Raw genomic sequence first — 19,266 nt, 5'->3', positions numbered from 1 at the left:
CGCAATGGGGTCCGTGATGAAAATGGCGTCTTTTTCCATGAATGTCGTTTGGGCCGCACTTTTCGCGGTCGCGCTGGCAACGCCCTCGCAGGCCCAGCAACCGAACCCGCAATATAACGTCATCACCGATGCGGTTTTGTTTGATGGCGGCCCCTCCCTCGGCAACAGTGACAGGGTGCGCTGGGATTTCTACAAGGCCGACCGCACCGGCGTGCGCACCGACGAGAATGCCGGCGGTTCCTATGACGCCACCTTCGAGGCGAAGCTGCCAGCGGGCAGATATGTGGGCGTGGCGGCGCTGGGCAATGTGACCCGCGAAATAGCGTTCGAGGTGAAGGACGGAAGCGTTGCAAGGCCGAAGGTAAATTTCGATGCGGCCGAACTGACTGTCGTGCCAAAACGCAGCCCCGGCGGCGATGTGGAGACACAGGCGAAAACTGAAATCACCAAGGATGATTTCAAAGACAGCGTCTATGGCCAGAATACCGTCTTCGTGCCGGCGGGCGAAGTGCTTCTCACCGGCAGCGTCGGCCCGGCGCGGGCGCAGGAGAAGCTCACCATCAAGGCCGGCGACAAGATCAGCCACGAACTTGTCATTCCGAGCGGCGTGGTGATCGCCAAGGCCGTGTATGCGGAAGACGGCAGGGCGGTGGAAACGGATGATATCCGCTTCGAAGCGATGTCGGCCAAGGAAACCCTTGACGGCACGCGGGAGACCATCAACGGCATTTACGGCACCGGCAAGATGATGGAAATGCCGGCCGGTAATTTCGTCATGCGCGCACGCCTCGGCAAGGTGACAGTGGAGCAGCCGTTCACCGTGACCGCCGGAAAACGCACGGAAATAACCATCAATCTCGATGCGGGCGTTCTCGCAATTACCGCCCCCGGCGCGGAACGGATCGACATTGTCGAAACGACCAGGGACCTTCAGGGCACGCAGAAGGAGATTTCCGGCCGCTATGGCACGCAGCATCAGGAAACGCTTCATCCCGGCGATTATTCGGTGAAGGTAAGTTACGACAAGAAGTCGGGCCGCGATCCGAAGGAGATCAAGGCGACGGTCAAGGCTGCCGAGAGAACCGAGACGCGTGTGCCGGAGTAGGCCTCGGCCGCAGCCCTGCTTGAGGCTCCGGCTGTTCGCCGATTTTCACGCCAGCAAAGCCTGAAGCCGCAATGCGGTCGCACAGCCTGTTCCACTGGCAGCCTCGACAGGCCTGCCTGATATCTCCCGCTGCAAATGCCAGACGCATCTTGGCAAGGAAGTCCGGCGTCGCCTGCAACCGCTTGCCGGCAGCCAGCGTCTCGCCCAAAAGCACTGACACCGAAACGCGGGCCGTCTCATCCCGCTTCACAACCCCTTCGTTGAAACAGTGGGCATGGCTTTCACACAACAGGCCCTCGCAGATGTCGTCGGGGCCATCCACCAGCTCGATATCCTCTTCCCCGGCATTCAGGCGGTCGGCGACACGGTCGTAATTTTCGACGAAGCCGGATGTGTATCCCTTGCCCACATAGGTGAGCATGCAGAGAAGGTGGTGGGGCCGGAGGCGGACGGTCAAGGGCCTATCCGACAATGGCGAAGGCGTCGCGCACCGAGCCGGACGAGGTGCGGATCGCCTTGCGGCCGATCCATTGCACATGCCCGTCAAGGATGCGCACCGCCTCTTCGGCGCGGCCGCCGCGCAGCGCGTCGATGATCGCCCGGTGATCGGTATCGGTGCGGCGCTCCCAGCCGGCCCGCCAGGCGGAAAACAGGAAACGGGCGCTTGCCGCATGCAGGCCATCGATCGCTTCCATCAGGCGCGGCATGTTGCAGGGCGCGGTGATGAGGCGGTGGAAGCGGCGATTGGCCTCCTCCCAATGCTCGACATCAACGGCGCTGTCGCCTTCGAGCGTGGCTGCCTCCGCCTGATCGAGAATGGCTGACGTCATGTTGGGAATGGCGTGGCGCAAAGCCAGAACCTCAAGAGCAGCACGCATTTCCGCCACCTCGCGCACATCATCGAGACCGAAATCCGCGACCCTGACACCCCGGCGCGGAATGCTGGCGGCAAGCCCCTGCGCTTCCAGCCGGCGGAATGCCTCGCGCACCGGCACATGCGAGGCGCCGAATTCGGCGGCGATGTGATCCTGCCGCAGCCTCTCGCCCGGCGACAGCTCACCGCGAACGATGCGGTCGGCAAGCGTGCGGCTGATGCGGGCGGCAATGGTATCTTCAGGCGAATTTTTTGCTGTCTTGGGCATAACATCCCATAGCGCATATGGCGCGACCGTGTGTAGAGGTTTTTGCAGCAAGCCAGAGCAGACTGTTATGACACGCGGCACCCTTGCCCGCGGCCTTCAAGCTATGAGCCTGACGGGACTGTCCTTTGCTGGCGAGCCGGTTGAGCTTGGCGCGGACATGGTCTAAAAGCCCGGCATCATTTTCTTCCAGCCAAATCCGATACAGGGAGCGCCCATGAGCGGCTTCGACCTCATTATTTTCGACTGCGACGGCGTTCTGGTCGATTCCGAAATCATCGCGGCACAGGTGGAATCCCGCCTTCTGACCGAAGCCGGTTATCCGATCTCGGTCGAGGAAATGGGGGAGCGTTTCGCCGGCATGACCTGGAAGAACATCCTCCTGCAGGTGGAAAGCGAAGCCAGCATTCCGCTCTCAGCCTCGCTGCTCGACAAATCGGAAAAACTGCTCGACATGCGGCTGGAACGCGACGTGAAGATCATCGAGGGCGTGAAGTTCGCCCTGTCCCGCCTGACGACGCCCCGCTGCATCTGCTCGAACTCTTCGAGCCACCGCCTCGATATGATGCTCACGAAAGTAGGCCTGAAACCCTATTTCGCGCCGCATATCTATTCCGCCAAGGATCTCGGCGCTGATCGCGTGAAGCCGAAGCCCGACATCTTCCTGCACGGCGCAGCGCAATTTGGCGTTTCCCCCGATCGCGTGGTCGTGGTCGAAGATTCCGTGCACGGCATCCATGGCGCAAGGGCCGCTGGCATGCGCGTCATCGGCTTTACCGGCGCGTCCCACACCTATCCCAGCCACGCCGACCGGCTAACAGATGCGGGCGCCGAAACGGTGATCTCCCGCATGCAGGACCTGCCGGCCGTGATTGCGGCAATGGCGGAGTGGGAAGGCGCGTTTTAAGGAGGTAGCTGTGGTGGCATCCCAGACGGAAAAGGAATTCGTACCCGGCCAAGGCTATACCGAAGCGGATTGGGATGCTGTCGACTTTCCCGAAATGACAGATGAAGAGCTGGCAAATGCGCGTCCCGCCAGGGCCGTTTTGCCGCCAGCTTTTTTTGAGGCTGTGGAGGAGTATCGAAACTGCCGTAGCCGCCCGTCAGCGGAGAAGGCGACGACTGTGGGAAAACCCTCCGGTTAAAACGCATGGAAAGTGGTAGACCTCTCCTCCGTCATGCCGGACTTGATCCGGCATCCAGTCACGGCGTGTCTGCGCCGTGAGAAGAGTCTTTTGCGATCAATGACTTGATCGCGCTGGACCCCGGATCAAGTCCGGGGTGACGGAATTCGGACCTTTGCGCGCAATCAGCACCGAAGCCTGCCGAGCAGCCTCCGGCTTTTACATTTTGCCCGTCAAATCACCGGCGCTTCGTCTTGGCCTTCGCGCCCTGCTCTGCAAAGCCGATATAAACGCTGACAGACCTCGGCGCGCCGCCCGGTCCGTTGGGAATGGCGACGTGGTCGTTGTTGAAGATGAACTGCGTGCCGGCCCCGCCTGCGGGAACATCGATGGCGAAATTGGTCGTTTCACCGAAAATCTCGCCGTCGCCATCCTTCACCGTCACCCGGATCGGCACGGTGACTCGGCCGGGCTTGGCCATCGGGCCGGGAACGAGGCGGCCCTGGGCCAGCACGTTGACGGTGAGCGTCGATTCATTGGCGGTGCAGGAGCGCGTCGTATCGGACAGCGAGACCTGATAGGCGAGTTTCTGCGGATCGTCCTTGGCGCCGCCGGCATAGACGCGATGAACGGCATTGGCGTCGAGAACCGTCACGGCCGGGCAATTGGCCTGAACCACGGCAGCCGTTGGCGCGGCCTGCGCCGCCGGCGGGTTGACGGCAAGCGAGTCCGACGGGTTGGAGGAATTGCATCCTGCAACAACGACGAGAAGCGACATCGCGGCGGACAAACGCAAGAAATTCCCTGACACTCTTCTAATTCCCTCTCCATTGTCCCGGAACAGAACCGGAGACGCTGTTTATTGACCTTTCACCCAGGTTGGCGATGGTCTATAGCAGCGACGCCGGAAAAAATCGATTGGCATGTTCGGTTTTGCTTGAATTTTCAAAAAAGCGCTTCATGACCTCGCCAATCGCCTCATTTCGGTGAGACGCTGCGGAAAAGACGCCGATCACATCGGCAACGGATAAGGGACTATCTCGTGGAATATGTATCGACCAGGGGTGCGGCCCCTTCGCTTGGTTTTTGCGACGCGCTTCTGGCAGGCCTTGGCCGCGATGGCGGGCTTTACGTGCCGCGCAAATGGCCGTCCATGTCGAAAAAGGAAATCCGCAACCTGCGCGGCAAGTCCTACCAGGATGTCGCCTTCGAGGTTCTCTACCGTTTCACCGGCGGCGAAATTCCGGCAGACAAGTTCAAGGCGATGATCGACGACGCCTATGCGACCTTCCGCCACCCGGCCGTCGTTCCGCTGACACAGACCGGTCCGAACACCTTCGTGCTGGAGCTGTTCCACGGCACCACGCTCGCCTTCAAGGATGTGGCGATGCAGCTCCTCGCCCGTCTGATGGACTATACGCTGACGGAACGCGGCGAGCGCGCCACCATTGTCGGCGCCACATCCGGCGATACGGGCGGGGCGGCGATCGACGCCTTTGCCGGACGCGAGCGTACTGATATCTTCATCCTTTTCCCGAACGGCAAGGTCTCTCCGGTGCAGCAGCGCCAGATGACGACCTCCACCGCTTCCAACGTGCATGCGCTGGCGATCAACGGCAATTTCGACGATTGCCAGACGCTGGTGAAGGAGATGTTCAACGACGTGAAGTTCCGCGACGGCGTGAAGCTTTCCGGCGTCAACTCCATCAACTGGGCGCGCATCATGGCGCAGGTGGTCTATTATTTCACCGCGTCTCTGTCGCTCGGCGGCCCCGACCGGAAGGTGTCCTTCACCGTTCCGACAGGCAATTTCGGCGATATTTTCGCCGGTTACGTCGCCAAGAAGATGGGCCTGCCGATCGACAAGCTGGTCATCGCGACCAATGACAACGACATTCTGGCGCGCACGCTGAAGACCGGCCGTTACGAGATGCGCGGCGTCAAGCCCACCACCTCGCCCTCGATGGATATCCAGATTTCGTCCAACTTCGAGCGACTGCTGTTCGAAGCCTACGACCGCGATTCCGCTGCCGTTAAGTCATCGATGGATGGCCTCAAGCAATCGGGCGCGTTTGAAATTCCGGAAAAGGCGCTGAAGTTCATCAAGAAGGATTTCCGCGCCGGACGCGCCACCGAAAAGCAGGTGGCGGCGACCATTCGCGACACGCTTGAAAAGACCGGCTACCTGATCGACCCGCACACGGCAACAGGTGTTTTCGTGGCGGAAAAGCACGAAAAGCCCGCAACGCCAATGGTGGTTCTGTCGACCGCCCATCCGGCAAAATTCCCGGCGGCTGTAAAATCCGCTTGCGCAATCGACCCGGCGCTTCCAGTATGGCTCGCTGACATCATGAACCGGGAGGAGCGTTTCGACATTCTGGATGCGGAGCTCAAAGCCGTGGAAAGCTTCATCGGCAAACATGCACGCGCCGGCAAATAGAGACGCGGAAAGACGTTGAGTATGAGAGTAAATTTGACCCGGCTTTCGTCCGGGTTGACCGTTGTCACGGAAAGAATGCCACATCTCGAAAGCGTCGCTCTTGGGGTGTGGATCAAATCCGGCTCCCGCAACGAGACGACTGCCGAACATGGCATCGCCCATCTTCTCGAACATATGGCGTTCAAGGGCACGGCGCGCCGCACCGCCCGTCAGATCGCCGAAGAGATCGAAAATGTAGGCGGCGAAGTCAACGCCGCGACGTCGACGGAAACAACCTCCTACTACGCCCGCGTCCTCAAGGATCACGTTCCGCTCGCGGTCGATATCCTTGCCGACATCCTGACGGAATCGCTCTTCGATGAAGACGAGTTGGAGCGCGAAAAGAACGTCATCCTGCAGGAGATCGGTGCCGCCACCGATACGCCCGACGACGTGATCTTCGACAATTTCTCCGGTGTCGCCTATCGCGACCAGACGATCGGCCGGCCGATCCTGGGCACGCCCGAGACCGTGCAATCCTTCACGACAGGCCAGATCAGGCATTATCTCGCCCGCAATTATACGACGGACCGCATCTTCGTCGTTGCGGCCGGCGCGGTCGATCACGAGAGCTTCGTCAAGCAGGTTGAAGAGCGTTTCGCCTCGCTGCCGCAGCTGCCCGCGGCGACACCTGTGCTTGAAAAGGCTGTCTATACCGGCGGAGAAATCCGCGAGACCCGCGACCTGATGGATGCGCAGGTGCTTCTCGGCTTCGAGGGCAAGGCCTATCATGCCCGCGATTTCTATTGTTCGCAGATTCTCGCCAATATTCTCGGCGGCGGCATGTCTTCCCGCCTGTTCCAGGAAGTGCGTGAATATCGCGGCCTGTGTTATTCCGTCTATGCGTTCCACTGGGGTTTTTCCGATACCGGCATCTTCGGCGTGCATGCGGCCACCGGCGGCAACGACCTGCCTGAACTGGTTCCCGTCATTCTGGAAGAGCTGCGCAAGTCCTCGCAGACCATCCACCAGGAGGAAATCGACCGGGCCCGTGCGCAGATCCGCGCGCAACTGCTGATGGGCCAGGAAAGCCCGGCTGCCCGCGCCGGCCAGATCGCCCGCCAGATGATGCTTTACGGCCGACCCATTCCGAATGAAGAGATGATGGAGCGGCTGGGCGACATCACCCGCACGCGCCTGACCGATCTTGCAGGACGGCTGTTTTTCGATACAGTTCCGACATTGTCTGCAATTGGCCCGCTCGAACATCTGCCGCCTCTTTCCGACATCACGGCCGCGCTGTCCGCGCAGCAGCCCGCAAGGATAAAGGCGAACGGATAAACCGATATGAGAGCGGGATTTGAAGGTGAAGACCGCTCATCTTTTTCGCCATCCCATTCGCGGATGGCGATATCTGCCTGACAGGGATCGTGAATGCTGCGTTTTCTTTCCCGACATAATGACACACCCGAATTGCGCAGCGCCAATCACCTTCTCAGACTGCCGCGCTACAGCGATTTCAAGCAGTGGCACGTGCTGCGATCCGAGAGCCGGCAGTTTCTACAGCCGTGGGAACCGACCTGGCGGCCGGACGAACTGACGGAGGGCGCCTTCCGCATGCGCGTGGTGCGTAACGGACAGGAATTTTCTTCCGGCACCGCCGTTTCCTTCCTGCTGTTCGAAAAAGAGACGCTTCTGGTCGGCGGCATCACCATCGGCTATATCCGCCGCGGGGCGGCGCAGAGCTGCATGATCGGATACTGGATCGGTGAACGGCATGCCGCCCAAGGCCATATGTCTGCCGCATTAAAATTGGTAATACCCTACATCTTCAACGGACTTCAGTTGCACCGTATCGAGGCAGCCTGTATTCCGGAAAACTTCAAAAGCATCCGGCTCCTCGAAAATGCCGGGTTCCAGCGGGAAGGTCTCTTGCGGGAATATCTGAAAATCAATGGCCAATGGCGGGATCATATGATGTTTTCCCTTCTTGCCGACAAGCAAAGCTCCGGCGGAACGAAGTACGATACATGACCTACAATCACACTGCGCCTTGCCTCACGAAACGTCTGGCGGCAATCGCGCTGGCTGCGCCGTTTTTTCTGCTTTTCCTGCTTTTTGCCTCCCATTCCTTCGCCTTCGAGCCGGTCAAGATCTCCCGCGACGACACGGCGCTCGATCTTACCGCCACCACGGATATCTATGCCAATCAGGGCGAAGCCTTTCAGGTTTCCACCGCGCCGGGTCCTGACGGCATCCGCCGGCGCATCGAGGTGCGCGCCAGTTCCGACGATCACCAGGGCGACTGGGCCGTGTTCGCGCTTGCCAATGTCTCCGAAGAGCAGCTGGAGCGCGTGATCGTCGCGCCGCATTTCCGTCTCGTCAATTCCAAGCTGTTCTGGCCGGATCTCGGCTCGCAACGCATCATGGCGATAACGCCCAGCGAAGGCTTTGCGCTCGACAGGCAGCCAAGCCCGGACGCCGACGTCTTCCGCATCACGCTCAATCCCGGCTCCGTCATCACCTTCGTCGCCGAGCTTTCCACGCCGCAGCTGCCACAGCTTTATCTGTGGGAACCGGAAGCCTACAAGGATACGATCAACGCCTTCACGCTCTATCGCGGCATCGTGCTCGGCATTGCCGGCCTGCTTGCCGTGCTCCTGACCATTCTCTTCGTGGTCAAGGGAACCTCGGTCCTGCCCGCGTCTGCCGCCCTTGCCTGGGCCGTGCTTGCCTATATATGCGTTGATTTCGGGTTCCTCGAAAAGCTCATCACCGTCACCTCAAGCGATCAGCGAATATGGAGGGCGGGCGCGGAAGTGGCGCTCGCCTCCAGCTTCGTCGTCTTTCTCTTCACCTATCTCAACCTGAACCGATGGCACGCACATCTGGGTTATGCGACCTTTGCCTGGGTGGTGGGGCTGGCGCTGCTGTTTGGCGTGGCGATCTACGACCCTTCCGTCGCATCCGGTATAGCGCGTGTTTCCTTCGCGCTGACGGCGACGGCGGGCATCGCGCTCATCATCTATCTCGGTTTCAACAAATACGACCGGGCGATCCTGCTCGTCCCATCCTGGGCCTTGATCCTCGTCTGGCTGTTCGGCAGCTGGTTGACGGTGACGGGACAGCTGGACAACGACATCGTGCAGCCTGCGCTTGGCGGCGGGCTGGTGCTGATCGTTTTGCTGATCGGTTTCACGGTCATACAGCACGCCTTTGCCGGCAGCGCCTATCAGCAGGGGTTGTTCTCCGATCTGGAGCGGCAATCGCTGGCGCTGACGGGCAGCGGCGATACGGTCTGGGACTGGGACGTGACGCGTGATCGCATCGTCACCACACCAGATATTTCCAACCGCCTGGGGCTGGAGCCCGGCACGATGCATGGCGCCGCGCGCAACTGGCTGCCGCGCCTGCACCCTGATGACCGCGACCGGTTCAAGGCGACGCTCGACGTGCTGCTCGACCATCGCAAGGGCCGGCTGAACCACGAATTCCGTATTCGCGCCGAGGATGGCCACTTCCACTGGCTGCAAATCCGTGCGCGTCCCGTTCTTGGCTCCAACGGCGAAATCATCCGCTGCGTCGGCACCATCACCGATATTACAGAGCAGAGAAATTCGGTCGAGCGGCTGCTGCAGGACGCGATGAACGACAATCTGACCGGGCTTCCGAACCGGCAGGTCTTCCTCGACCGCCTGCAATCGATCCTCAACCTCTCGCCGGACAGCGAGGGCGTGCGGCCAACCGTGATGGCGATCGATATCGACCGTTACAAGCTGGTCAATGACACGCTCGGCATTGCTGCAGGCGACAATATTTTGATTGCCCTCACCCGGCGCCTGCGTCGCCTGCTCAAACCGCAGGACACGCTGGCTCGTCTCGGCGGCGACGAATTCGGCCTGATCCTGACCTCGGAGCGCGATCCGCAGCGTGTGGCGGATTTCGCCGATGCGGTGAACAAGGCGATCATGGTGCCGATCAATTTCGCCAATCGCGAAATCATTCTCACCGCTTCTATCGGCCTCGTCTCGTGGATCGACCAACAGGAAAGTGCGGCAGGTCTGCTCAGCGATGCGGAATTGGCCATGTATCGCGCCAAGCGCGCCGGCGGCAATCGTGTCGAGCCTTTCCGTCCCGCCTTCCGCACCTCGGGCACCGACCGGCTGCAGATGGAAAGTGACCTTCGCCGCGCTATCGAGCGCAAGGAGCTGTCACTTGCCTATCAGCCGATCGTCAAGCTCGATGATGGGGAGCTTGCCGGTTTCGAGGCGCTGATGCGTTGGGAGCACCCGAAGCGTGGCAATATCCCGCCAAGCGAGTTCATTCCGATTGCCGAAGCCTCCGGCCTGATCGAGCCGCTCGGCATGTTCGCGCTGGAACGGGCGGCGACCGACCTGATGGACTGGCAACATGCCATCGACAAGATGCCGATCTTCATCTCCGTCAATATTTCCAGTGCCCAACTGCTGAACAACGAACTCTATAACGACGTTCGCGGCATGCTCACCCGCACGCGCTGCAACCCGCAGCAGCTGAAGCTGGAACTGACGGAATCCGTCGTCATGGAAAATCCGGAACAGGCGCGGCTTGTGCTTTCCAAGCTCAAGGAAACCGGCCTTAGCCTCGCCATGGACGATTTCGGCACGGGCTATTCATCGCTCGCCTATCTCACCCGTTTCCCCTTCGATACGATCAAGCTCGACAAGGCGCTGGTGGCCAATACCAGCGACAAGCGTAACGTGCTTCTGCGCTCCGTCATTGCCATGGCGCGGGCGCTCGACATGCAGGTGGTGGCGGAAGGCATCGAAACGCCTGAGGATGCGGCCGAACTGGCCCGCATGAACTGCCATTTCGGCCAGAGCTTCCTGTTCGGCACGCCGGTTTCCGGCGATGCGGCGCTAAAGCTTCTTCGGGAGCGGTTCCAGCCGACGAAGCGGGCTTCGTAAGCGAAGTATTGAAACGCGAGGTATCTACCCCGTCAGCCGACGCGCGTCGGCGCGGCGGGAAAATCCCTTTCAAACCAAGGACTTGGGCAGGCTGTATACCGGATCAAGCACGGCATGACAGGAGGAGGAGACACCGCGTTTGCCGGCTTTTACTCCTCGCTTGTCGATATTCACTGAACCACGGCAGCCTGCACCGGTGTTGACGCATCCGCCGCCACCCTCCCATGCAGCAGGTCGTGAATGAACTCCATCTTCGCAACCACCGGCGGCGTCAGGACGAAGGGATAGAGGTCCGCCTCCCCCATGCTGCGCTGGATAGAGTTGATCGCAACGCTGAGCGGAATCCAGGCCTTGACCAGCTGTGCAGCGCTGCGGGCATTGTAAGGATCGAAAGTCACCTCCGCCGCCATTTCTTCATGCCCGTCGGGGTCGATTGCCACGCCGAAGGCGCGCGCGGTCTCAAGCGTATCGACGATATGCAGATAATGCGCGAAACATTCGGCAAAATCCTCCCAAGGGTGGACGGAGGCATACGAACTGATGAAGCTGTCCTGCCAGTCGGGACGTGGACCCTCCTCGTAATTGCGTTGCAGGGCAGCGCCATAATCTTCTCTGTCATCGCCAAAGACGGCGCGGCAGGCCTCCAGTCGGTTTGCATCGCGTACGAGCTTGTTCCAGATGAAGTGACCGACTTCGTGGCGGAAATGGCCGAGCATTGTGCGGTACGGCTCGTTCATATTGGCGCGCACCTGTTCGCGCGTAGCATCGTCGGCCTCGGCCGCACGAATGGCGATCAGCCCCTCGTCATGACCGGTCATGGCCGGAATGACGGAACCATCTGGCGCCACCTCATCCACCAGAAAGTCGAAGACAAGGCCGCCAGCGGGATCGGCATCACGGTTGGGATGCGGGAGGCCGAGCCGCAGGATAGAATAAAACAAATGACGCTGCGCCTGGCTGATACGACGCCATTGCTCAATGCCCTGTTGCGTCGCAATGTCGGGCACAAGGCGATTGTGGCTGCAGGCAGGGCAAAATGCGCTTTCGCTTCCCGCGGGCACCGACCAGTTGCAGATATCGTTCACTTCATTGGCGCAAAACCGCACCTGTTTTTGCGGTTCCGCGACGATCTGCCAGTTCGGCTCACCGGCCGGGGCCAACGCCTCCATGGACAGGCGCTCCGGCACGAAGGCAAGACGATGACCGCAGGAAACGCAAAAACGATTGTCGAAATGCACCGGCTGGCCGCAGGATGCGCAGGAAAAAAGCTTCATCGATGAAACCCTTGCGATGGATCAGTTGGTCGGAGGCAAATCTGGGACATCGACATGAACGGCGCAACAGGAAGAGCGTTCCGGCGCTCAGACGACAAGAGCGCATGTGCTCTTTAACACATGCGCTCCGCGCGCCCCATCATCAGAGAGGCGCAATCAATCCGGCGATATTACATGCGGTCGACGGCACCCTTTACGGCATCCTTCGCCTTGCCGACGGAGGACTGTACCTTGCCCTTGGTTTCCTGGGCGGCACCCTTGGCGCGCAACTCATTATTGCCGGTCGCTTCACCGACGTTCTTCTTCACCTTACCAGCAACTTCATTAGCTTTACCGGCGACCTTGTCAGATGTGCTACCCATATTACTGCTCCTTAGTTGAACCGTACTGTCTGTGCGGCTTTCCGGGTAAGTAACGCCAAAGGGAGAAGAATGGTTCCAGCCAAAACGAGCGGGAAGATGAGGCTCAGGCATGCCCTGCATCTGTGGAGAGCATGCGTGCATCAACGCCCATCAGGGCGAGCGCCCGCTCGTATTTATTGTCCAGCCCGCGGTCGAAAATCAGCTCCTCCGCAGCCGGGCAGTTCAGCCAGCCATTATTGGCGATCTCGTTTTCCAGTTGGCCTGGCCCCCAGCCGGCATAACCGAGCATCATGGTGGCCCTTTGCGGGCCGCGGCCGTTGGAAATGGCGCGGACGATATCCAGCGTTGCGGTCAGCGAAATGTCATCGCTGACGGGAATGCTGGATTCGCTTAAATAGTCATCCGAATGCAGAACGAAACCTCGGCCGGATTCCACCGGGCCGCCGCACTGGATCGGGAACTCACGGGTGCGGTTGGGCAGCATGATGGCGTCGTTGCTGTCCACCAGTTTCAGGTGGAGCAGTATGTCCGTGAAGGTAATCTGCTGCGGCCGGTTGATGATGAAACCCATGGCCCCGGCGTCCGAGTGGGCGCAGATATAGATCACCGCACGGGCAAAATTGCCGTCGTCCAGCCCCGGCATCGCAATGAGGAACTGGCCGTCGAGAAAGCCACGTTCGCGCTTGTCCATCAGGGTTGAAAAGCTCACAGGCGCCTCCAGCAGGCCGAATTCCGTCGTTTAACGGAAAACGGCGTTCGCACTTCGACAAAGGACAGGATGCGGCATACCGCCCGATCAATCAACCGAAAATGATGAACCCCACGAATTCGTAACTGGTCCGCCGGTCGATGTTGGGTTAGACGGGAAGCATGAGCGTCAGGTTATTCTTTCGATTTTCACATCTTCACCTCGCGGCTGCTTTTGCCGCCCTCCTCGGCGGCATGCAAGCCGCCCGGGCCGACATCACCGACTGGGCCAGAAGCGAGGGCGGCCAGATGCGCGTCGCGAGCCTTGCCGTGGATGCAAACGGCGTGGTGCGCGGCGTATTGCAGATCGAGCCGAAGGACGGCTGGATAACCTATTGGCGCGAACCCGGAGAAGCAGGCATACCGCCGCAGATCACGCCTGATCCGACCAGCGGTGCGATGCTGACCGCCATGGCCTATCCGGTTCCGAAGTTGATCGAAAACGGCGATATAACCGATATCGGTTATGACCACGCCGTCAGCCTTCCCTTTCAGCTGAAGGTTACCGATCCGGCAGCAGGCGGGAAGATCGACCTCACCGCATTCATCGGCGTCTGCCAGAATATCTGTATCCCCTTCGAGGCGAAGTTCTCCATCGACCGGGGCACGGCTGGTGATGATGACAGCGAGGAGCGCCGCCTTCTCGAAGAGGCGCGCGAAACACTGCCCGAAGCGGCATCCGACGATTTCAAGGTGATCGATTTCCACATCACGCCTGACAAGACCATGCTTGGCGTGCAGCTGCAGCTTCCGGAAAACGCGCCGAAGGAGACCGAAATCTTCATCGCCGGCCCCTCGGGTTTTGCCTATTACGAGCCGCAGAACCTCGTACGCGACAAGCGCAAGCTCTCCTTCTACATGAACATCAAGGGCCTGCCGAAAACCTATCAGGTGCAGGGCAACAGCTGGCCCATTCTGGTCAAATCGGGCGACCGGGCCATGGAGACGATGCTGAATTTCCCGAAGCCCTGAACGGTGGCTCCGCGGTGGAATCCACCGTGAAAACCGCATGGCGGATTTCATTTCCGTGCTCCTGATACCGTTGGATTCGTTGCGAACCTGCCAGTATCCGGACAGCTTGTTTTCGTTTGTCTTCCAGGGAAAACCGGGTTCCACTTTTCCCTGGCAAACTCTATAGTCGCGCGAACCGAACGGCCATAGGAGCACGGACATGACCATCAAGATCGGCGATAAACTGCCTTCCGCAACCTTCAAGGAAAAGACGGCCGATGGCCCGGTGGAAACCACCACGGACGCGCTTTTCGGCGGGAAGAAGGTTGTTCTCTTTGCCGTTCCCGGCGCTTTCACCCCCACCTGCTCGCTGAACCATCTGCCGGGTTACCTGGAAAACCGCGACACTATTCTGGCCAAAGGCGTTGACGATATCGCAGTCGTTGCCGTCAACGACTGGCATGTGATGGGCGCATGGGCGCAATCTTCGGGCGGTCAGGGCAAAATCCACTTCCTCGCCGACTGGGATGCGTCCTTCACCAAGGCGCTCGGCCTTGATGCCGACCTCTCCGCCGGCGGCCTCGGCGTGCGTTCCAAGCGTTATTCGATGCTGGTGGAAGACGGCGTCGTGAAGTCACTCAACGTGGAAGAGAACCCCGGTCAGGCGACGGTCTCTGCCGCTGCGGCGATGATCGAGCAGCTTTAAGGCCAAAGGTTTGGCCACAGGCCGAGCCATAAATCCTCGGGCTTGTCCCGAGGATCCAATCATTTCACCAAAAACGAAATGCTGCAGATGTTTTGGGCCGGCCCGAGCATGAGGGAAGAGAGCGGCGGGGCGCCGCCTTCTCAAACATTCATATCAAACACCAGAAGCCCGGCAAGACCGCCATCGGTGAGTGACACGAGGCGCTCCCCCACCTCCATATGCTTGGGATGGGCAAGATATTCGTCCCGGGCTTCCGGGCTTTCAAGCGTCACGATGAAGCCATCGACAAAACCGCCATTCAGCCCTTCGGGTGAAACGTTCTGTCCGTATTTCACATCGACGATGCCGGGTATCACGTCTTTCAGGGCGGCGATCGCCTCGAAAATTGCATGTTTTTCAGAAGCGGCCGTCGCGGCCTTGAAGCGTAGAAAGACACAATGCAGGATCATCCGGATTTTTCTCCTCCGTTGGGCACCACCGGAGCACCCCTTGACGACAAGATAGGTCGGGTTTCGGTTTTCACAACCCCGGATGGGGGCGTGCCGGCTCGGATTTTGTCCGGCGCAAAATACAGCAGTCTTGCATTACCGCCGTTTGAAAGGCTCCATGCCTTTTCGCGCCAATTCATCGGCGCGCTCGTTTTCCGGATGGCCGGCATGGCCCTTCACCCAGTGCAAGGTAACCTTGTGGCGCTCGCGCGCCACTTCCAATGCCTGCCATAGCTCGACATTCTTGACCGGCTTGTTATCGGCTGTCTTCCAGCCCTTCTTTTTCCAGCCAAAAATCCACTTGGTGATGCCGTCCTTCACATAGGCGCTGTCGGTGTAAAGATCGACTTCGCAGGGGGCCTTGAGCGCATTGAGCGCGGAAATCGCCGCCATCAGTTCCATGCGGTTGTTGGTGGTCTCGGCCTCGCCGCCGCAGAGTTCCTTCTCCACCTCGCCGTAACGCAGCACCGCACCCCAGCCTCCCGGACCCGGATTGCCGGAGCAGGCGCCATCGGTGAAAATATCGACATGCTTCATTCGCCGGCCAGCCCGTATTCGGCGACAGTGGCGATGGAACGGTGGAACCGCAGCTTGCGCAGATATTCCAGCGGGTCTTTTTTCACCACCAGCGCGCCCTCCGGCGTTGTCAGCCAGTCGTAAAGCCGCGTCAGGAAGAAGCGCAGAGCCGAACCGCGCGCCAGAAGCGGCAGCGCTTCCAGCTCCGCTTCACTGAGCGGCCGCACGGACTGGTAACCTTCCAGCAACGCCTTGCCCTTGGTGACGTTGTAAGCGCCATCCTTTTCAAAGCACCAGGCATTGAGGCAGATCGACACATCATAAGCGAGCAGGTCGTTACAGGCGAAATAAAAGTCGATCAGACCGGAGAGTTCGTCGCCGAGGAAGAACACATTGTCCTGGAACAGGTCCGCATGGATGACACCGGCCGGCAGGTCCTTCGGCCAATGGGCCGCGAGATAATCGATCTCGGGGCGAATCTCGTCCTTCAGCCCCTTCTCCACCTCGTCCGCGCGGTCTTCGGATTTCTCCCACAGCACCTTCCAGCCCTCGACGGAGAGCGCGTTCGGCCGCTTGATCTCGAAGCCTTCGCCCGCCAGATGCATGGCGGCCAGCGCCTTGCCGACTTCGCGGCAATGTTTCGCCTCCGGCTTTCTCAGCCACATTCCTTCAAGGAAGGAGATAAGCGCGGCGGGGCGGCCCGACAGCTCTCCCAGCAACTCGCCATCCTTGCGCGGCAGCGGCAAGGGGCAGGACAGGCCTTTGGCGGCCAGATGCTGCATGAGGCCGAGGAAGAAAGGCAGATCGGATTTTTCCACACGCTTTTCATAAAGCGTCAGGATCAGCGGGTCCTTGGTGGTATGCAGCAGGAAATTGGAGTTTTCGACGCCTTCGGCAATGCCCTTGTAGGAAGTGAGGCTGCCGACGTCGTACTGCGTGAGGAAATTCCTCAGATCATCTTCGGTGATATCAGTATAAACTGCCAATTTTAAATCTCTTGATGAAGGATGGAGTGGAAATCCGGCAGAGCGGCGCGGGGCGAATACCACCCTTCCCGCCAAACCATGTCAGGCGCCGGCTGCAGCCTTGGGCGACAGCGCGTTGCTGGCATTGCCGTTGACGAAAGCCATATCATCCGTCGTCAGCTCGATGCTGCGCAACTCGCGATTGACGAGGAAATGTTCCGTTTCCTCAACCGTCACGGCGAGATCGAGCGTGGTGTCGAAACGGGCCTTGAAGGCTTCGATGATTTCATCGACGATGACTTCAGGAGCGGATGCACCGGCCGAGAGACCGACGGTGCGGATATCGCCGATTTCATTCCAGTCGATTTCGGAGGCCCGCTGCACCAGGACAGAGCGCTTCGCACCCGCACGCAGGGCCACTTCCACCAGCCGCTTGGAATTGGAGGAATTGGGGGCGCCGACGACGATGAACAGGTCGCAGCCGGGCGCTGCCTGTTTCACCGCATCCTGACGGTTGGTGGTCGCGTAACAGATGCTGTCGGCAGCAGGCGCCTGAATGGCCGGGAAGCGTTCCTGCAGCCTGGCGATCACGCCTGCCGTGTCATCGACCGACAGGGTCGTCTGGGTGACAAAGCCGAGATTTTCGCGGTCCAGCGGCTCATAACGGTCGGCATCCTCCACCGTTTCGATGAGCGAGACGGTGCCTTCGGGAAGCTGGCCCATGGTGCCGATGACCTCTGGATGACCGGCATGGCCGATCAGCACCACATGGCGGCCGAGGCGCTGGTGGCGCATGGCCTGCTTGTGGACCTTGGAGACCAACGGGCAAGTGGCATCGAGATAAAACAGGTTGCGCGCCTGCGCATCCTCAGGCACGGATTTAGGAACGCCATGCGCCGAGAAAACCACCGGCTGCTCGCGATGTTCGGCCGGAATTTCATGCAGTTCCTCGACGAAGACCGCACCCTTGGCTTCCAGCCCTTCCACCACATAGCGGTTATGGACGATTTCGTGGCGAACATAAACGGGCGCGCCATAGGCCTTCAGCGCCAGCACGACGATCTGGATCGCCCGGTCCACGCCCGCGCAAAAACCACGCGGTCCGCACAGCCTTATCGTCAAAGGGGGTTTGGAAACGGCGATGTTCATTCCAGCTCCTTAGGCGTGCTCCGTGCCCTGCCGATGGCCAGCCCTGCCGGGCGGCAGGCGCACTATTCATCGCGCGCCTTGTGGTTCCGGAAATAGGCAAAACCGGCGACGATGACAAGGGCTGCAGCCAGACCATACCACGTTATCGCATATTGCAGGTGATTATTGGGCAAATCTATCAGCGTCACCCCGCCCTGCGGCCAGCCGCCGGGATTGGGGGCGGCATCGGCATCCACGAAAAGCTTGACCAGCCGGTCCGGCGGAATATCCGCACTGGAGGCCATGGCCGCCAGATCCTTCCAGTAGAATATGTTCTTGGCGATATCGTTGTCCGGCAGCAGCGAGGAAGGCTTGGCGACAAGCGGCGCACGCGCCAGCCCCGTAATCGTCACCTCGCCCGTCACCTGCCCCTCGGATCGCTTGGCCGGATCCTTCATCTCGAAGGGCACAAAACCGCGATTGACGAAGAGGACGCGGCCATCGGCAAGCGTCAGCGGCGTATAGATGTAATAGCCGGTTCTGCCCTGGTGGGTGGCGAAGAAATGCCGCTCGCGGGCGTGATCGAAGGTACCGGACAGACTGACCCTGCGATACTCGATATCGCCGCCGCTTTTGGCAATCGCCTCTATTTCGGCAACCGTGGCGGGGGCAGCGTTTCGCCGTTCTTCTATATCGGCGAGAAGCGCCTCTTTCCAGTAAAGCCGCTTTACCTGCCAGGTGCCGAGCCCGAGAAGAATGGCAAGCGCCAGCAGAACCAGCGGCGCAGCGAACCAGACCCGCCTTTCCGCCGCCTTCATGTGGGACACGTCATTCACGGTCAAGCCTGCCTTCGCTTGCATTGTTGCGGTATTGCAGCGCGATCATGATGCCCTTCAGCTTGCGCAGCAGCACGAGGGAGACAATCACCGTGAATGGCAACCACAAGATGACATGCACCCAGACGGGCGGCGCAAAATGCTGATCGAACCAGAGCGCCAGCCCGACAACCAGAAAACCGACGATCAGCATGACGAAAACCGCCGGGCCATCACCCGCATCGGCAAAACCGTAATCCAGTCCGCATGCGCTGCAGGCGGGTTTTACCGTCAGAAAACCATCGAAAAGGCGCCCGTTGCCGCAGCGAGGGCAGCAGCCCTTCAAGCCCACCTTGATCGGGTCGACCGGGGCGAACTTGCTGCCTGATGGCTCTGACATGGTGAAACCTCCCGCAAAGTCGGCCAAAGTCCGAGGGTGACGTCGATCTCTTGGAAACCTGCCTCAAAACCCGGGCACTTGTTTCTTGCTCGATCGCGTCGCGTCTTCTTCTCCCCGCCGGGGAGAAGGTGGCCCGAAGGGTCGGATGAGGGGGCTAGCTCTCCGGATATCTCTACCGGAG

20 protein-coding genes and 1 pseudogene are annotated in these 19,266 nt (G+C 60.1%); 9 read left to right on the top strand and 12 right to left on the bottom strand.

The genetic code is table 11. The annotated features are described in order from the left end of the window. Positions 1-4: 4 nt before the first annotated feature. Complete coding sequence (locus AGR2A_RS05250) at positions 5-1,105, top strand: hypothetical protein (protein ID WP_072494053.1); 1,101 nt, start codon at positions 5-7, stop codon at positions 1,103-1,105. Here AGR2A_RS05250 and AGR2A_RS05245 read toward each other — a convergent pair. Together AGR2A_RS05245 and AGR2A_RS05240 are read right to left on the bottom strand one after the other, a co-directional pair. Next, positions 1,065-1,526, bottom strand: a complete 462-nt coding sequence (locus tag AGR2A_RS05245) for a DUF1284 domain-containing protein (protein WP_072494876.1) — start codon at positions 1,524-1,526, stop codon at positions 1,065-1,067. The genes AGR2A_RS05250 and AGR2A_RS05245 overlap by 41 nt on opposite strands. Positions 1,527-1,566: 40 nt before the next feature. Continuing rightward, entirely contained in the window at positions 1,567-2,247 is a 681-nt protein-coding gene (locus AGR2A_RS05240) for a GntR family transcriptional regulator (protein ID WP_004440402.1), read from the bottom strand. Positions 2,248-2,461: 214 nt separating this feature from the next. Between AGR2A_RS05240 and AGR2A_RS05235 the strand changes: the two genes are divergently transcribed. Together AGR2A_RS05235 and AGR2A_RS05230 are read left to right on the top strand one after the other, a co-directional pair. Next, on the top strand, positions 2,462-3,151 hold the full coding sequence (locus AGR2A_RS05235; RefSeq protein WP_003520496.1) for an HAD family hydrolase: 690 nt from the start codon (positions 2,462-2,464) through the stop codon (positions 3,149-3,151). 10 nt (positions 3,152-3,161) lie between these two features. Next, positions 3,162-3,356 (top strand): annotated as a pseudogene (locus tag AGR2A_RS05230) (BrnA antitoxin family protein); the annotation flags it as partial. Positions 3,357-3,606: 250 nt separating this feature from the next. Here AGR2A_RS05230 and AGR2A_RS05225 read toward each other — a convergent pair. Further along, positions 3,607-4,146 (bottom strand): hypothetical protein, encoded by a 540-nt coding sequence (locus AGR2A_RS05225; protein WP_044458783.1) that lies wholly within the window; start codon positions 4,144-4,146, stop codon positions 3,607-3,609. A 264-nt stretch (positions 4,147-4,410) separates the two neighbouring features. On the opposite strand from AGR2A_RS05225, the gene thrC reads away from it, so the two are divergent. The 4 genes from thrC (at position 4,411) to AGR2A_RS05205 (ending at position 10,733) form a co-directional block, all read left to right on the top strand. Then, positions 4,411-5,808 (top strand): threonine synthase, encoded by a 1,398-nt coding sequence (gene thrC / locus AGR2A_RS05220; RefSeq protein ID WP_072494052.1) that lies wholly within the window; start codon positions 4,411-4,413, stop codon positions 5,806-5,808. A 21-nt stretch (positions 5,809-5,829) separates the two neighbouring features. Further along, positions 5,830-7,128, top strand: a complete 1,299-nt coding sequence (locus AGR2A_RS05215; RefSeq protein ID WP_045532577.1) for a M16 family metallopeptidase — start codon at positions 5,830-5,832, stop codon at positions 7,126-7,128. A gap of 93 nt (positions 7,129-7,221) precedes the next feature. Beyond that, entirely contained in the window at positions 7,222-7,821 is a 600-nt protein-coding gene (locus AGR2A_RS05210; protein ID WP_004440394.1) for a GNAT family N-acetyltransferase, read from the top strand. Beyond that, positions 7,818-10,733, top strand: coding sequence for a sensor domain-containing phosphodiesterase (locus AGR2A_RS05205; RefSeq protein WP_004440393.1), 2,916 nt, complete (start codon positions 7,818-7,820; stop codon positions 10,731-10,733). Before AGR2A_RS05210 ends, AGR2A_RS05205 begins: the two co-directional genes overlap by 4 nt. A gap of 170 nt (positions 10,734-10,903) precedes the next feature. On the opposite strand, the gene AGR2A_RS05200 is transcribed toward AGR2A_RS05205, so the two are convergent. The 3 genes from AGR2A_RS05200 to AGR2A_RS05190 all read right to left on the bottom strand — a co-directional run bounded on the left by AGR2A_RS05200 (position 10,904) and on the right by AGR2A_RS05190 (position 13,078). Further along, on the bottom strand, positions 10,904-12,007 hold the full coding sequence (locus AGR2A_RS05200) for a zinc-binding metallopeptidase family protein (protein WP_037090776.1): 1,104 nt from the start codon (positions 12,005-12,007) through the stop codon (positions 10,904-10,906). Positions 12,008-12,177: 170 nt separating this feature from the next. Further along, positions 12,178-12,369: a CsbD family protein gene (locus AGR2A_RS05195; protein ID WP_004440389.1), complete on the bottom strand. Its 192-nt coding sequence runs from the start codon at positions 12,367-12,369 to the stop codon at positions 12,178-12,180. Positions 12,370-12,472: 103 nt separating this feature from the next. Next, complete coding sequence (locus AGR2A_RS05190) at positions 12,473-13,078, bottom strand: YqgE/AlgH family protein (RefSeq protein WP_004440387.1); 606 nt, start codon at positions 13,076-13,078, stop codon at positions 12,473-12,475. A gap of 161 nt (positions 13,079-13,239) precedes the next feature. Here AGR2A_RS05190 and AGR2A_RS05185 point away from each other — a divergent pair, with 161 nt between their 5' ends. Together AGR2A_RS05185 and AGR2A_RS05180 are read left to right on the top strand one after the other, a co-directional pair. After that, positions 13,240-14,088 carry a protein-disulfide reductase DsbD domain-containing protein gene (locus tag AGR2A_RS05185; protein ID WP_004440386.1) on the top strand — a complete coding sequence of 283 codons (849 nt, stop codon included), beginning with the start codon at positions 13,240-13,242 and terminating at the stop codon, positions 14,086-14,088. A 199-nt stretch (positions 14,089-14,287) separates the two neighbouring features. Further along, positions 14,288-14,773, top strand: coding sequence for a peroxiredoxin (locus AGR2A_RS05180; RefSeq protein ID WP_006699978.1), 486 nt, complete (start codon positions 14,288-14,290; stop codon positions 14,771-14,773). A gap of 140 nt (positions 14,774-14,913) precedes the next feature. Here the strand turns inward: AGR2A_RS05180 and AGR2A_RS05175 are convergent, their stop codons facing one another. The 6 genes from AGR2A_RS05175 to AGR2A_RS05150 all read right to left on the bottom strand — a co-directional run bounded on the left by AGR2A_RS05175 (position 14,914) and on the right by AGR2A_RS05150 (position 19,085). After that, positions 14,914-15,222 (bottom strand): Dabb family protein, encoded by a 309-nt coding sequence (locus AGR2A_RS05175; RefSeq protein ID WP_004440381.1) that lies wholly within the window; start codon positions 15,220-15,222, stop codon positions 14,914-14,916. A gap of 135 nt (positions 15,223-15,357) precedes the next feature. Then, positions 15,358-15,798, bottom strand: coding sequence for a ribonuclease HI (gene rnhA / locus AGR2A_RS05170; RefSeq protein WP_004440380.1), 441 nt, complete (start codon positions 15,796-15,798; stop codon positions 15,358-15,360). After that, complete coding sequence (locus AGR2A_RS05165; RefSeq protein WP_004440378.1) at positions 15,795-16,763, bottom strand: homoserine kinase; 969 nt, start codon at positions 16,761-16,763, stop codon at positions 15,795-15,797. The genes rnhA and AGR2A_RS05165 overlap by 4 nt, the downstream gene beginning before the upstream one ends. A gap of 81 nt (positions 16,764-16,844) precedes the next feature. Further along, positions 16,845-17,891, bottom strand: a complete 1,047-nt coding sequence (ispH, locus tag AGR2A_RS05160; RefSeq protein WP_037090782.1) for a 4-hydroxy-3-methylbut-2-enyl diphosphate reductase — start codon at positions 17,889-17,891, stop codon at positions 16,845-16,847. 62 nt (positions 17,892-17,953) lie between these two features. Next, positions 17,954-18,730 carry an SURF1 family protein gene (locus AGR2A_RS05155; RefSeq protein WP_376750262.1) on the bottom strand — a complete coding sequence of 259 codons (777 nt, stop codon included), beginning with the start codon at positions 18,728-18,730 and terminating at the stop codon, positions 17,954-17,956. Next, the gene (locus tag AGR2A_RS05150; RefSeq protein ID WP_004440372.1) at positions 18,699-19,085 is read right to left on the bottom strand and encodes a DUF983 domain-containing protein; all 387 of its coding nucleotides are present in this window, start codon (positions 19,083-19,085) and stop codon (positions 18,699-18,701) included. The genes AGR2A_RS05155 and AGR2A_RS05150 overlap by 32 nt, the downstream gene beginning before the upstream one ends. Positions 19,086-19,266 lie beyond the last annotated feature (181 nt).

The organism is Agrobacterium genomosp. 2 str. CFBP 5494, assembly GCF_900013495.1.
GTDB lineage: Bacteria > Pseudomonadota > Alphaproteobacteria > Rhizobiales > Rhizobiaceae > Agrobacterium > Agrobacterium pusense.
Note: the sequence above shows the minus strand (reverse complement) of the source record. Positions and strands in the feature narration are given on the sequence as shown.

Coding starts and splice junctions, on each gene's coding strand:
- AGR2A_RS05150 (WP_004440372.1), bottom strand. CDS start 19,085: ATGTCAGAGCCATCAGGCAGCAAGTTCGCCCCGGTCGACCCGATCAAG.
- AGR2A_RS05245 (WP_072494876.1), bottom strand. CDS start 1,526: ATGCTCACCTATGTGGGCAAGGGATACACATCCGGCTTCGTCGAAAAT.
- AGR2A_RS05235 (WP_003520496.1), top strand. CDS start 2,462: ATGAGCGGCTTCGACCTCATTATTTTCGACTGCGACGGCGTTCTGGTC.
- AGR2A_RS05185 (WP_004440386.1), top strand. CDS start 13,240: ATGAGCGTCAGGTTATTCTTTCGATTTTCACATCTTCACCTCGCGGCT.
- ispH (WP_037090782.1), bottom strand. CDS start 17,891: ATGAACATCGCCGTTTCCAAACCCCCTTTGACGATAAGGCTGTGCGGA.
- AGR2A_RS05195 (WP_004440389.1), bottom strand. CDS start 12,369: ATGGGTAGCACATCTGACAAGGTCGCCGGTAAAGCTAATGAAGTTGCT.
- AGR2A_RS05250 (WP_072494053.1), top strand. CDS start 5: ATGGGGTCCGTGATGAAAATGGCGTCTTTTTCCATGAATGTCGTTTGG.
- AGR2A_RS05175 (WP_004440381.1), bottom strand. CDS start 15,222: ATGATCCTGCATTGTGTCTTTCTACGCTTCAAGGCCGCGACGGCCGCT.
- AGR2A_RS05225 (WP_044458783.1), bottom strand. CDS start 4,146: ATGTCGCTTCTCGTCGTTGTTGCAGGATGCAATTCCTCCAACCCGTCG.
- AGR2A_RS05240 (WP_004440402.1), bottom strand. CDS start 2,247: ATGCCCAAGACAGCAAAAAATTCGCCTGAAGATACCATTGCCGCCCGC.
- AGR2A_RS05200 (WP_037090776.1), bottom strand. CDS start 12,007: ATGAAGCTTTTTTCCTGCGCATCCTGCGGCCAGCCGGTGCATTTCGAC.
- AGR2A_RS05210 (WP_004440394.1), top strand. CDS start 7,222: ATGCTGCGTTTTCTTTCCCGACATAATGACACACCCGAATTGCGCAGC.
- rnhA (WP_004440380.1), bottom strand. CDS start 15,798: ATGAAGCATGTCGATATTTTCACCGATGGCGCCTGCTCCGGCAATCCG.
- AGR2A_RS05180 (WP_006699978.1), top strand. CDS start 14,288: ATGACCATCAAGATCGGCGATAAACTGCCTTCCGCAACCTTCAAGGAA.
- AGR2A_RS05155 (WP_376750262.1), bottom strand. CDS start 18,730: ATGCAAGCGAAGGCAGGCTTGACCGTGAATGACGTGTCCCACATGAAG.
- AGR2A_RS05215 (WP_045532577.1), top strand. CDS start 5,830: ATGAGAGTAAATTTGACCCGGCTTTCGTCCGGGTTGACCGTTGTCACG.
- AGR2A_RS05205 (WP_004440393.1), top strand. CDS start 7,818: ATGACCTACAATCACACTGCGCCTTGCCTCACGAAACGTCTGGCGGCA.